At 70.7% G+C, this 10,176-nt stretch carries 21 protein-coding genes and 1 pseudogene; 21 read left to right on the forward strand and 1 reads right to left on the reverse strand.

Going from position 1 to position 10,176, the window contains the following annotated elements:
* The 21 genes and pseudogenes from ACIRF8_RS15175 to ACIRF8_RS15275 all read left to right on the forward strand — a co-directional run bounded on the left by ACIRF8_RS15175 (position 1) and on the right by ACIRF8_RS15275 (position 9,890).
* Positions 1-786, forward strand: coding sequence for an ATP-binding protein (locus ACIRF8_RS15175; protein WP_404214829.1), 786 nt, complete (start codon positions 1-3; stop codon positions 784-786).
* Positions 783-1,118, forward strand: a complete 336-nt coding sequence (locus tag ACIRF8_RS15180; RefSeq protein WP_404214831.1) for a hypothetical protein — start codon at positions 783-785, stop codon at positions 1,116-1,118. The genes ACIRF8_RS15175 and ACIRF8_RS15180 overlap by 4 nt, the downstream gene beginning before the upstream one ends.
* Positions 1,115-1,300 carry a hypothetical protein gene (locus tag ACIRF8_RS15185; protein ID WP_404214833.1) on the forward strand — a complete coding sequence of 62 codons (186 nt, stop codon included), beginning with the start codon at positions 1,115-1,117 and terminating at the stop codon, positions 1,298-1,300. Before ACIRF8_RS15180 ends, ACIRF8_RS15185 begins: the two co-directional genes overlap by 4 nt.
* The gene (locus tag ACIRF8_RS15190; protein ID WP_404214835.1) at positions 1,297-1,512 is read left to right on the forward strand and encodes a hypothetical protein; all 216 of its coding nucleotides are present in this window, start codon (positions 1,297-1,299) and stop codon (positions 1,510-1,512) included. The genes ACIRF8_RS15185 and ACIRF8_RS15190 overlap by 4 nt, the downstream gene beginning before the upstream one ends.
* Positions 1,512-2,240 (forward strand): AAA family ATPase, encoded by a 729-nt coding sequence (locus tag ACIRF8_RS15195; RefSeq protein ID WP_404214837.1) that lies wholly within the window; start codon positions 1,512-1,514, stop codon positions 2,238-2,240. The genes ACIRF8_RS15190 and ACIRF8_RS15195 overlap by 1 nt, the downstream gene beginning before the upstream one ends.
* Positions 2,233-2,451 (forward strand): hypothetical protein, encoded by a 219-nt coding sequence (locus ACIRF8_RS15200; RefSeq protein ID WP_404214839.1) that lies wholly within the window; start codon positions 2,233-2,235, stop codon positions 2,449-2,451. The genes ACIRF8_RS15195 and ACIRF8_RS15200 overlap by 8 nt, the downstream gene beginning before the upstream one ends.
* Positions 2,448-2,576: a hypothetical protein gene (locus tag ACIRF8_RS15205; RefSeq protein ID WP_404214841.1), complete on the forward strand. Its 129-nt coding sequence runs from the start codon at positions 2,448-2,450 to the stop codon at positions 2,574-2,576. Before ACIRF8_RS15200 ends, ACIRF8_RS15205 begins: the two co-directional genes overlap by 4 nt.
* Positions 2,577-2,641: 65 nt before the next feature.
* On the forward strand, positions 2,642-3,055 hold the full coding sequence (locus ACIRF8_RS15210) for a DUF4326 domain-containing protein (protein ID WP_404214843.1): 414 nt from the start codon (positions 2,642-2,644) through the stop codon (positions 3,053-3,055).
* On the forward strand, positions 3,052-3,258 hold the full coding sequence (locus ACIRF8_RS15215; protein WP_404214845.1) for a hypothetical protein: 207 nt from the start codon (positions 3,052-3,054) through the stop codon (positions 3,256-3,258). Before ACIRF8_RS15210 ends, ACIRF8_RS15215 begins: the two co-directional genes overlap by 4 nt.
* A 29-nt stretch (positions 3,259-3,287) precedes the next feature.
* Complete coding sequence (locus ACIRF8_RS15220; RefSeq protein WP_404214846.1) at positions 3,288-4,112, forward strand: DNA adenine methylase; 825 nt, start codon at positions 3,288-3,290, stop codon at positions 4,110-4,112.
* A 23-nt stretch (positions 4,113-4,135) separates the two neighbouring features.
* Positions 4,136-4,411, forward strand: a complete 276-nt coding sequence (locus ACIRF8_RS15225) for a hypothetical protein (protein WP_404214848.1) — start codon at positions 4,136-4,138, stop codon at positions 4,409-4,411.
* 163 nt (positions 4,412-4,574) lie between these two features.
* The gene (locus ACIRF8_RS15230) at positions 4,575-5,177 is read left to right on the forward strand and encodes a hypothetical protein (RefSeq protein WP_404214850.1); all 603 of its coding nucleotides are present in this window, start codon (positions 4,575-4,577) and stop codon (positions 5,175-5,177) included.
* Positions 5,178-5,251: 74 nt separating this feature from the next.
* On the forward strand, positions 5,252-6,304 hold the full coding sequence (locus ACIRF8_RS15235) for a DNA-methyltransferase (RefSeq protein ID WP_404214852.1): 1,053 nt from the start codon (positions 5,252-5,254) through the stop codon (positions 6,302-6,304).
* A 56-nt stretch (positions 6,305-6,360) separates the two neighbouring features.
* A complete protein-coding gene (locus tag ACIRF8_RS15240) occupies positions 6,361-7,110 on the forward strand; it encodes a hypothetical protein (protein WP_404214854.1) in 750 nt (249 codons plus the stop codon).
* Entirely contained in the window at positions 7,107-7,448 is a 342-nt protein-coding gene (locus ACIRF8_RS15245; RefSeq protein WP_404214856.1) for a hypothetical protein, read from the forward strand. The genes ACIRF8_RS15240 and ACIRF8_RS15245 overlap by 4 nt, the downstream gene beginning before the upstream one ends.
* Positions 7,448-7,846 (forward strand): hypothetical protein, encoded by a 399-nt coding sequence (locus ACIRF8_RS15250; RefSeq protein WP_404214858.1) that lies wholly within the window; start codon positions 7,448-7,450, stop codon positions 7,844-7,846. The genes ACIRF8_RS15245 and ACIRF8_RS15250 overlap by 1 nt, the downstream gene beginning before the upstream one ends.
* A 19-nt stretch (positions 7,847-7,865) precedes the next feature.
* A pseudogene (locus tag ACIRF8_RS15255) lies at positions 7,866-8,252 on the forward strand (hypothetical protein); the annotation flags it as partial.
* A 327-nt stretch (positions 8,253-8,579) separates the two neighbouring features.
* The gene (locus ACIRF8_RS15260; protein ID WP_404214860.1) at positions 8,580-8,960 is read left to right on the forward strand and encodes a hypothetical protein; all 381 of its coding nucleotides are present in this window, start codon (positions 8,580-8,582) and stop codon (positions 8,958-8,960) included.
* Positions 8,957-9,154 (forward strand): hypothetical protein, encoded by a 198-nt coding sequence (locus ACIRF8_RS15265; protein ID WP_404214862.1) that lies wholly within the window; start codon positions 8,957-8,959, stop codon positions 9,152-9,154. The genes ACIRF8_RS15260 and ACIRF8_RS15265 overlap by 4 nt, the downstream gene beginning before the upstream one ends.
* A complete protein-coding gene (locus ACIRF8_RS15270; protein WP_404214863.1) occupies positions 9,151-9,501 on the forward strand; it encodes a hypothetical protein in 351 nt (116 codons plus the stop codon). Before ACIRF8_RS15265 ends, ACIRF8_RS15270 begins: the two co-directional genes overlap by 4 nt.
* Positions 9,498-9,890 carry a hypothetical protein gene (locus ACIRF8_RS15275; protein ID WP_404214865.1) on the forward strand — a complete coding sequence of 131 codons (393 nt, stop codon included), beginning with the start codon at positions 9,498-9,500 and terminating at the stop codon, positions 9,888-9,890. The genes ACIRF8_RS15270 and ACIRF8_RS15275 overlap by 4 nt, the downstream gene beginning before the upstream one ends.
* On the opposite strand, the gene ACIRF8_RS15280 is transcribed toward ACIRF8_RS15275, so the two are convergent.
* Positions 9,887-10,069, reverse strand: coding sequence for a hypothetical protein (locus tag ACIRF8_RS15280; RefSeq protein WP_404214867.1), 183 nt, complete (start codon positions 10,067-10,069; stop codon positions 9,887-9,889). The genes ACIRF8_RS15275 and ACIRF8_RS15280 overlap by 4 nt on opposite strands.
* Between the last annotated feature and the right edge of the window lie 107 nt (positions 10,070-10,176).

Genomic DNA, 10,176 nt, shown 5'->3' on the forward strand with positions numbered 1-10,176 from the left:
ATGACCGACCAGTGGATCCCGCCCAGCCAGAAACGCCGCGGCCACAACCTTGCCGCCCTCGGCATCCCCTCCGGCCGCTACCCACTGCCCGACGCCACCGAGTACCTCACCACCCCCGAGGGCAACCGCGAAGGTGCCGCCCGCGTCGACGCCTGGGTCCGCCGCGAAGCCGATCTCGACAGCCTCCAGCCCGCCGAGACCGAGTTCCTCCGCCAGCACTTCCTGCGCTGCGTCGAAGAGCAGCGACAGAAGTCCATCGCCTACTTCGAGACCAAGGTTCCGCGCCGCTACCTGTCCGCCCGGCCCAACCCGGTCGCCGCCGCCTGGGCGCAGGCCGTCGTCGCCAACCCCGACGACACCCGCTCGCTCCTCGTCGTCGGCCCCACCGGCACGGGCAAAACCCACTACGCCTACGCGGTGCTGCGGGCCATCGCCGAAACCGGTGCCGCCACCGGATGGGCCGCCTACACCGCCGCCGACCTGTACGCCCAGCTTCGCCCCCGCGCCGGGCGCGACAGCGAAGCCACCTTCGAGTCGATCGCCGGATCCGATGTCCTGTTCGTCGACGACCTGGCCGCCGCCAAGCTCACGGAGTGGACCGAAGAGGTCACCTACCGACTGATCAACCACCGGTACGAGCAGTGCCGCCCGGCGATCTTCACCAGCAACGTGCCGCCCACCCAACTGCGCGACGTCCTCGGCGAACGCATCGCCTCCCGCCTCACCGAAATGTGCGAGCGCGTCGCGCTCAAGGGCGACGACCGCCGGAAGGGGATGGCGGCATGAGCGAGCCCATGACCTTCGCCGACGCCCGCGAACTCAAAGCCCAAGGCGACCTGGCCCGGTTCATCAAGACGCACATGTCCGAAGCTCAGCGCGTTGCCGCCTACCGCCGCGCCCTCGTTCTGCGCTACCCGGACCTGGCCGCCAAGCTCACCGAGTCGCCGCTGCGCTTCACGGCCCCCAAGCACTGGAACGGCTACATCCCGCCGGCCACCTGGAACCAGGCGATGAACACCTACTCCGGCCGGCCGGTCCTGCTGGCCCTAGTCGCCGAAGCCGAGCGTCGCCGCGACCAGCCGCAAGAGACCGCCGCGGAACTGGAGGAGGCAGCGTGAGGCGGCCGAGCTCCCGTCGGCCCAGCCGCTGGCAGCGCCGTGCCGCATGGGCCCGCGCCGTCGCCTGCTGTCCTTCCTGCCAGGTGCTGCCCGGAACCCCGTGCCGTCAGGGCAGTTCGCCGCTCGCGCACGGAGCCGTCCACGCCCGCCGCTACCAGGAAGCCGAGGCGACCGCCGCATGAACGCCTACGACCGCCTCCTCGCCGAGGCCCTGCCGACGGGCACGTTCGGCCACGCCGCCCCCGCCGTGCCGCGCGTTCTTGAGCGGCCGTCGCGGTGGTCGCCGGAGGAGCAGGCCGCGCATGTCACCGCGCTGGAAGCCGAGTTGGACCGGCTCGAAGGCCGGGGGACGGGTAAGCCGCGGCTGCGGGTCATCGAAGGCGAGGCCGCCTGATGCCCACTCTGCATCTAACCCAGGGCCTGCCTGCGGCCGGGAAATCAACGCTGGCCCGGAAGCTGATCGCCGACTCGCCGACTCCGATCCGCTACGTCGGTCTGGATGCGCTGCGTTTGATGCTGGACGCGCAGACGCCGACGGCGTGGTGGGCGGGCGGCGCGGAGGAGTCGACGGCCCGCGCGCAGGCGGCGCTCGTGGGCCAGTTGCTGGCGGACGGCGCGGACGTCCTCGTCGACGGCACGCACACTGCGCCGCGGCAACTGGCGGCTCTGCGTGAGGTGGTGGACGGCTGGCCGCTGACGGTCATCGTGCACCGGGTTGGGACCGGGCCCGCAGTGTGCGCGGCCCGGGACGGTGTGCGCGTGCATCCGATCGGCTCGGCGTGTATCGGCCGGCTGGCCGCGGAGTGGGCGGCTGCGGAGGCTGCCGGGTGGCGGCTGACGGGGGAGTGGCTGACCGGTGTCCGCGAGGGACCGGTGTCCGGGCGAATCGCGGGCGCGGACCGCCGCAAACTTCCCCAAGTCGGGCAGTGCTGGCGTGGCGGGATGTTCGCTCTGCCCGGAACGGCGGCCGAGAAGCACTCCAGAGCCGCCCAGGAGCGCCTGAACCCGCCCTGCTGGACCCCGAGCGGCGGCCCGGGGGCCCGTTCGGCCGTCAGAGAGCCGTACAGAGCTTCGAAGTCTTCCGAGTCTTACCGAACTAGCCGAGAGGAACCCGATGACTGACCTCGCCCCCGACGACTGCTGGGGTCCGACCCGCCGTCGTCGAGTCCGTGATCTGACCCCCGCCCAGCTCGCCCTCGCCGACGACCTCCACACCCGGGCGCTCGCCCTGCGTGCCGCATCCGAGGACGGCCTGTCGATTCGCGACGCCGTCAACCTCGCCGCCGTCCAACTCGGCCTCGAAGCGCCCGCCACCGAAGGAGAAGACCAGTGACCAACCAGTCTGCGAACGGCGAAGAGATCCGTCCGTGCGGTGACCAGTTCAACGGGTGGACGTGCACGCTGCGGCGCGGCCCGCACCCGGACTGGCGGCACATCGACGAGGTGACTGGCGCCTGATGGGGCCAGTTCCAGATCGCCCCGCACAGCAACCGGGACCAGGCCGACGCCGAGGCGGTGCAGCGATGACCGCTCCGGTCCGTATCCAGCGTCGCCGCACGAAGGGGTGGCGTAAGCCCGCTGGTGCCGTCTACGTCGGTCGTGGCAGCAAGTGGGGAAACCCCTGCACCCAGGTCCGCATGCCCGCCCTCGACGGCTCCGAGTGGGAGCGCGAAGGCCGCCTTGGCAAGACGTCTGGCCAGCACCACGGTTTCCGGCATCCCGACGGGACCACCACCTCGCATCTGGTGAAGGACGCCACCCGCGAGCAGACCGTCGCCATGTTCCGGGACTGGATCAATCAGCGGCCGTCCTTGGCAGACGCTGCGCGCGCCGAGCTGGCCGGCCGGGACCTCATGTGCTGGTGCCCGCTCGATGAGCCGTGCCACGCCGACGTGCTTCTCAGTCTCGTCAACGATGACGTGGCGGTGCCCCGATGACCGCGCATCGTCTCGGCGTCGAGATCGCCTGCGACGGGCCCGGCGCGTCCCGGGATTGCCCGGACTCGGCCGCGGTCTCCGCCCGTTTCGCTTCGATGACTGCGGCGGCAGTGCGCGCCGACGGGCGCAGGGACGGATGGGTCCACCGCCGCCGCAACGGCCGCCCGGTCGACCTCTGCCCCGCCTGCAAGGCCACCCCGTGACCCCCAACCCGACCCGAAGGAGAAGCACCGTGACCACAACCCCGACGCGCCCGCCCGTCCCGTACTTCGGTGGCAAGCAGCGTCTGGCTCGCCGGATTGCAGCCCGACTGCCCGCCCACACGCACTATGTCGAGCCGTACTGCGGCGGCCTGTCCGTCCTCCTCGCCAAGGCGGCGTCCCCGTTGGAGACGGCCAGCGACCTCGACGGCCAACTGGTCACCTTCTGGCGGATCGTGCGCGACCAGCCCGACGAGCTCGCCCGGATGTGTGCCCTCACCCCGCACTCCCGCAGCGAGCACGCCCTGTCCTACGAGCCCGCGGCCGACGACCTGGAGACGGCCCGCCGGGTGTGGGTGCGTCTCACCCAGGGCCGGTCGGGGCGCATGGACCGCACCGGGTGGCGGCACTGCAAGTCCGACATCGGCACGAACATGCCCGCCTACCTGGACGGCTACCGAACGCGCCTGCACCCGGCGGCCGAGCGGCTGATGGGCGTGCAGCTCGAGGCCCGCCCCGCCCTAGAACTGATCGCCGAGTTCGGCAGCCGCCCGGACGTCCTGCTGTACGTCGACCCGCCCTACCTGGGCTCGACGCGGATCGCGACCGGCTACCGGCACGAGATGCGCACGGAAGCCGAACACCGGGAACTTGCCGGGGCGCTCGCCGGATGCAAGGCGGCGGTCGTTCTCTCGGGCTACCACTCGCCGTTGTACGACGAGTTGTACGGCGGCTGGCAGCGAGTCGAACTCACGGCCAGTGCAGGTAACGCAAGGTCCGATCTGAGCCGTGAGCGCACCGAGGTCCTGTGGTCGAACAAGTCGATCGATAACCAGCCCGACCTCCTCCACCCCTGATCCCCGACCCGAAGGAGCACGACATGAACAGCAACTACCACCTTGGCGCAGCTGAAGCCGTCGCCATTCGCGAGAACGCTGCCCGGCTCGCCGAGCTCGACAACCTCGGCGACACCAGCTCGCTGCGGGAGATCCTCCTCGACCTCAGCCACGCCCTGGCCGATCTCTCCGGACCGGTCGCCAAGCTCGCCGACGCGTGGGCGGAGCAGCAAGGCGGCTGCTACCCGGCCGACATGCCGAACCCCGACGACCTGACCAACGTTGCCGCCGCTCTGCGGCACTGCGCCAACAACACGTGACCACCCCAGCGCAGCGCCCGGCTCGAACCCGGGCGCTGCACCCGACACGATCCCACGAACCCCAGGAAGTGACAGCGGCCATCGCGGTGAGCACACGCGACGTGGCCGGCCCGATCGAAGGCATCAAAGCGACCGCCAACCCAATGCACCCCAGGAGTATCAAATGACCACATTCGCCGCGAACCGGGCGGTCGTCACCGTCCCGGACCGTCAGACTTCACAACTCCACAACCTCGGCGCTGCAGTCGGCGCCCTCCTGCCCGGCAAGCCGAGGCTGCGCGAGATGGTTCTGCCCTCCGGATGGACCGTCACCCGGTGCGGCGGAACCGTGCGGGCCCACGACCAGCACGGCCGGCGCCGCCTCCACATCGGCCCTGATGTTGTAGCCGACCGCCTGGAGGTCCGCCTCATCGAGCCGGGTGAGCATGCCCAAGCGGTCGCCGAGGGCGGCGCGACGCTCGTCCTCGACAAGTGGGCGACGCCCGGAGCGCTGCTCGGCCCGGTCGGTGAACGGATCGACACCTACCAGCGGCTCGTCTACGTCAACGAGTCCGGGATTGACCGCTGGCAGGACGAGCAGCCCGGTACTGCGGCCAGGTACCGGGACGAGCTCGTCTCCTACCGGGCGAAGTTGGCGGCGTACACGGGCCTGCTGCAGAAGCTCACGGAGGCGATCACGTCCGGGTGGACGCCGGAATGGACCGACCAGCAGACACACGTCCACTACGGCGACTGCGAACACGCGTCGCCCGATCCCGCCCCGTGACCACCCCAGCGCAGCGCCCGGCTCGAACCCGGGCGCTGCACCCGACACGATCCCACCAACCCCAGGAAGTGACCATGTCCGACACCCGCCATCTGCTTGTCGCCGATGCCAGACGCCTTCCCCTGCCGGCCGCTTCCGTCGACTTGGTCGTCACGTCGCCGCCGTACTGGAAGAAGCGCGACTACGGTTTGCCCGGTCAGCTCGGCCAGGAAGCCACACCTGCCGGCTACGTCGAGGCGGTCATGCAGTGCCTCGCCGAGTGGCGCCGCGTCCTCACCCCATCAGGGTCGGTGATGCTGAACATCGGCGACAGCTATCACCGCCGCACTCTCGCCGGTATTCCGGCCCGTATCGAGGCTGCCGCGATCGGCGCCGGATGGCTCGTCCGCAACCGGATCATCTGGGCGAAGACCCGCGGCATGCCCGACCCTGTGCGGGACCGTCTCGCCGGGCGGCACGAGTACGTGCTGCACCTGACCGGGCGCCGCTACCACTACGACCTGCACGGCTATGCCGAGCGATACGGCAACGGAGCCAACCCCGGCGACGTGTGGAGCATCGAACCCGAGCGCGGCCTCTCCCCGCACCTGGCGCCGTTCCCGGTCGAGCTGGCCCGCAGAGCGATCATGCTGGGTTGTCCCCGCCGCGTATGCGGCAGTTGCTCGACTCCGTCGGTGCGGATCATCGGCCGGACCGCGGACCTGGACCCGTCCCGGCCTCAGGCGCGGCGGGCCATGCAGCTCGCCGAGGAAGCCGGCCTGACTCCAGCGCACATCGCTGCGATCCAGGCGACCGGGATCTCGGATGCGGGCAAGGCCATGCAGGTACAGACCGGCACCGGCCGCAACAGCGCAGACGTCCGCCGGCTCGCCGCTGAAGCGAAGGCCGCATTGGGCGGCTACTTCAGAGAGTTCACGTTCGCCCGGAAGGTCACCACCGGCTGGACCGATTGTGGCTGCAACGGGCCCATGCGGGCTGGCCGGGTCCTCGATCCGTTCTCGGGCACCGGCACGACCGGCGTCGCCGCCGATGAACTGGGCCGCGGCTACATCGGCGTCGACCTCGACCCGGACTGCCACGCCATCGCGACCGAACGAGGCAGTCGACATCTCGCACCCGCCGCCTGATCTACCCACCTGTGGGGCCGTCACCGGCGGCCCCACCCCACCACCGGAGTTGCCCCATGACCGACGAGTCCCACGACCCCGCGCCGACTGCGTCGCCACCCGCCATTCAGCCGTCTGCGCCCGCCGCCGCCGACCTCCGTGAGCGACTGTGGAAGATCGCCAGCCGTCTGGCTGCCCACGCCAAGGGCTTCGGGGACGTCCTCGATGAGTCCGACCGCGGCCCGTGGGGGCGACTTGTGCGTGGCGACATCGACGAACTGCGCGCCGTCCTGGCCGCCTTCGCCCCCGCCGCGCCGTTCGACGTGGCGGCGGGGATGCGGCGGCTCGCCGAGGACCTCCACCGCAGCGAAGACGCGCCCGCGCCCGCCGACCTCCGCGAGCGGGTGGCCTCGTGCCCCGGGCACGAGATGAGCCCGAACCCGTGCCGCTGCCCCTGTTACGGGTGCAAGCACCACTGCTCCGCCCACAACCCGGACGACGCCCTCGCCGAACCCGCCACCGACCTCCGCGAGCGGGTGGCCGAGGCGCTGGCCGACGCTGACGGCTGGGTGTGGGCGGAGAGCTTCGACAAAACCCGAAGCCCCAGCTACCAGGAGTATCTGCGGCACGCCGACGCCGTCCTGGCCGTCCCCGGCGTAGGCGGCGACTGCGGCTGCCAACTGCGGTGGGACGAGGCTGCTCGGGAGGCTGGTGAACTTCGGGACCGTGCGGCCAAGTTGGATGCGCGAGCGGAGGAGTTGGAGGCCACCGTGCAGTCGCTCCGCGCCGACCGGGCTGACGAGGCGCAGCAGGCGGCTACCTCGTGAGCATTTACGCCACCATCCCCGGCATCGGAAACCCCACCGACGGTGACCACGAATCCGGGCCGCCCTGGGTGTACCAGGGATCACACATCCTCCCCGACGAGGACCACCCCCGCGGTGGGGCCATCGGCCTGGCCGAGATCCCCTCGCACATCACCCGCGACGGCCGCGATGGCCAGCCGGAAGACGGGCGGCCGTGGCCGTGGCTGCGGGTTTCGGTCGACGCCGTTCCTGGCGCGGACGACTCGTCGACGGTGCTCCTCGGCCCTGCACAGGCGCGGGCGCTCGCCGCTCAACTCCTTCAGTGGGCTGACGGGACGCAGCAGGCGGGCGAGGCGTGATGGCCGAGGCCCTGCCCGACTTCCTCGTCGACTACTTCGCACGACGGCAAGAGGCCCGTGCCGACGCCGTGAACGAAGTCCTCACCGGGCTCACCGAGAGGGAGCGCGGGCTCGTCCGGGACGCCGCCGTCATGGGTTACGTGCGCGGCAGCTTCCAGTCGAGAGACGAGGAGGTTCCACTCGACGCCACGATCGTCGCCAACGTCGTCTACTCCTGCCTTCATCAGGCCGAGTTGTACCCGACCATCACCGGCTACGTCCCTGTCCCGCTGTGCACTGAATGCGGCCACGCGGAGGACGAGCACAGCGAGGGCAACGACCCCGTCAGCCCCGGCACCTGCGCCGCCTGCGAGGACGAGGACGACGTCATTCACGACTTTCAGCCGCCCAGCAACTAGCTCGCCCCAGGAGGAATCCGTGTCCTACCCGCAACTGCTGTCCCCGACCGAGAAGCTGGCCGAGGCGTTGGACCAGCTTGGTATCCGTGACGTTGTCGTCCTGTGCGGCTCGATGCGGTTCGCCGACCAGATGGCCGAGGTCGCCATCGAGGAGTCGGTGGCCGGCGCGCTGGTGCTGAAGCCGGACTGCAACATGAAGCTCGCGCACCGGCTGTGGGCTGATCCGGTCGAGGCGGAGGCGCTGAAGGCCCGGTTGGATGACCAGCACCGGCAGAAGATCCGCCTCGCACACCGGGTGATCGTCGTCGGGAATTACGTCGGCGACAGCACCCGCGCCGAGATCGCCTACGCCCGCGAGATCGGCAAACCGATCCGGTTCACGCACCCGGAGGTGGACCCGGACGCCTTCTCGACCGGGATCTGCATCACCTGCAAGGGCGTCATCGGATGGATCGACTGCCCGACCGGCGGCTGGTGGGCGCACGAGCAGCACCCGGCCGACGAGCACGATGCCCAGCCCGCCTATGCAGGCTGCCACGCGGGGCTCATGCCCCTTGGCGCCGGGCCCGTCGAAAACTGCGTTGTCCATCGTGCGCACCGCCGTCACCGCTCCGTGAGCGGTGAGACATGGACCGACGCCGACTCCGGTCTGCACGACAAACCCGCCACCTGACCTGACCACCCCCGGGGCGGCGGTTCCGGCCGCCGCCCCACCCGACCGACAGGAGACGCCGTGACACCCGCCGAAGAGATCACCGCCGCAGTCGAGAAGCTGCACAACGCCTGCATGGCCGCTGCCCCAGGACCATGGAAGATCGCCAAGGTTCCTCCGTACACCGACCCGCTGATCATGTCCCGCTACGAGGAGACGCTCAACGACGAAGAGGTACTGATCGTCGGCAACATCGATGTCGCGCCGGAAGACCAAGCCGCCATCGAGACGCTGCACCCCGGCGTCGGCCTCGCACTCGCCGCCTGGCTGGACGAAGAGGCCAGTCTGCATGCCGACGACGGGGCCGCGAACAGCGGCGACGGATCGGCGGTGAACTGCGAGAACTTCCCCCACGCCCTCGCCGTCGCCCGCGCGATCAACGTGACCGGGAGTCAGTCATGACCGCCCCACAACTTCCCGCCTGCCTCGGTCCGCAGACGGCGGCGATCCTCGCCCGCTGCTATCGCGGCCAGGCGAAACGCGACGTCATCGCCCGCGCGGTGCGGATGCTCGCCACCGCCGACGGCAACCTCAACCCCGACGGTCAGATCAAAAACGCGGCCGGTGGACGGCCCGCGGTGCGGAGGGCATCGTGAGCGCCCAGCCGTCGGGGACCGGACTCACCCGGATCGAACACCTGATGCTGTGGCATGCCGCCCACGGCTACACCTACGCCTCCATGGCCCGCGCCCTCGGCTACACCCGGCTAAGCGCCGCCAACATTGGTGTCCGGATCGCCCGCAAACTCGGCGCCGCCAACATCACCCACGCCGTCTACCTCGCCACCGAACGCAACCTCATCGGCACCCACCCCGACTGCGGCGATCGAGCCGCCTACCAACGCCACCTCCACCGCAAAGAACCCGCCTGCCGGGCCTGCAAGAACGCCAACGCCGCCCACGCCGTCGCCCAACGCGCCGGACTCCTCAAGGACGCCGCATGATCCCCGCCCGCATTCACCCCGGCCCCAAGGCGTGGATCGCGCCCGTCGGTACCGATGCTGGCGGCGAGGGATGGCAACGACTTGAGGGGATCGCGAGCATCGAGTTCGGCGACGAGGTCGCCACGGTCGAGATCGTCCCCGACCTCGAGCGGTTCACGAGGAGCATGCGGGCCGCGCAGGAGGCTGTCGCAGCGCACATGGCCCGGACCTCGGAAGTCGCCCAGCAGGCACTTCAGGCGCTCACCGAAGCAGTCCGGGACAGCGGCGACTGGGTCGACACCAACGGCGACCCCGTGCAGTCGCCCCTGCGCCCGCGTCCGCCCCTCCCACGCCGCGATGGCCGCCCCGCATGGGAGACGCCCCATGGGCCCGCCAGGAGGCGACGCTAGGCCGACGGCACCCGGGCGGCCAGGTTGGACAGCAGCCACGCCGCCGCCTCCCGATCCGGATGGCCGCCGTCGGAGACCACGGCCAGGATGCCGAGAACGTCTTGCGCCTCCTCAAGCGTCAGCAGCGGCAGGAGCGGGGCCGGCGGGTCCAGGGCGGTGCGGTCATCATCGACATCCATGCCCGGGTCAACGGCAGCCGCGCCCGGCAGTCACGAAACCCGCCGCCCGGCCGCCCGCCCGGCCGGGCAGACGCTACGCTGAAACCCATCCGGAAATCACGATCCGT

Origin of the sequence: Streptomyces sp. NPDC102406, from assembly GCF_044765725.1 — a bacterium.
Classification (GTDB): domain Bacteria; phylum Actinomycetota; class Actinomycetes; order Streptomycetales; family Streptomycetaceae; genus Streptomyces.

Bases quoted from the DNA above. Each gene is read 5' to 3' on its own strand.
- ACIRF8_RS15225 (WP_404214848.1), top strand. From the start codon at position 4,136: ATGAACAGCAACTACCACCTTGGCGCAGCTGAAGCCGTCGCCATTCGC.
- ACIRF8_RS15200 (WP_404214839.1), top strand. From the start codon at position 2,233: ATGACTGACCTCGCCCCCGACGACTGCTGGGGTCCGACCCGCCGTCGT.
- ACIRF8_RS15180 (WP_404214831.1), top strand. From the start codon at position 783: ATGAGCGAGCCCATGACCTTCGCCGACGCCCGCGAACTCAAAGCCCAA.
- ACIRF8_RS15190 (WP_404214835.1), top strand. From the start codon at position 1,297: ATGAACGCCTACGACCGCCTCCTCGCCGAGGCCCTGCCGACGGGCACG.
- ACIRF8_RS15230 (WP_404214850.1), top strand. From the start codon at position 4,575: ATGACCACATTCGCCGCGAACCGGGCGGTCGTCACCGTCCCGGACCGT.
- ACIRF8_RS15250 (WP_404214858.1), top strand. From the start codon at position 7,448: ATGGCCGAGGCCCTGCCCGACTTCCTCGTCGACTACTTCGCACGACGG.
- ACIRF8_RS15195 (WP_404214837.1), top strand. From the start codon at position 1,512: ATGCCCACTCTGCATCTAACCCAGGGCCTGCCTGCGGCCGGGAAATCA.
- ACIRF8_RS15175 (WP_404214829.1), top strand. From the start codon at position 1: ATGACCGACCAGTGGATCCCGCCCAGCCAGAAACGCCGCGGCCACAAC.
- ACIRF8_RS15240 (WP_404214854.1), top strand. From the start codon at position 6,361: ATGACCGACGAGTCCCACGACCCCGCGCCGACTGCGTCGCCACCCGCC.
- ACIRF8_RS15235 (WP_404214852.1), top strand. From the start codon at position 5,252: ATGTCCGACACCCGCCATCTGCTTGTCGCCGATGCCAGACGCCTTCCC.
- ACIRF8_RS15275 (WP_404214865.1), top strand. From the start codon at position 9,498: ATGATCCCCGCCCGCATTCACCCCGGCCCCAAGGCGTGGATCGCGCCC.
- ACIRF8_RS15280 (WP_404214867.1), bottom strand. From the start codon at position 10,069: ATGGATGTCGATGATGACCGCACCGCCCTGGACCCGCCGGCCCCGCTC.
- ACIRF8_RS15265 (WP_404214862.1), top strand. From the start codon at position 8,957: ATGACCGCCCCACAACTTCCCGCCTGCCTCGGTCCGCAGACGGCGGCG.
- ACIRF8_RS15215 (WP_404214845.1), top strand. From the start codon at position 3,052: ATGACCGCGCATCGTCTCGGCGTCGAGATCGCCTGCGACGGGCCCGGC.
- ACIRF8_RS15210 (WP_404214843.1), top strand. From the start codon at position 2,642: ATGACCGCTCCGGTCCGTATCCAGCGTCGCCGCACGAAGGGGTGGCGT.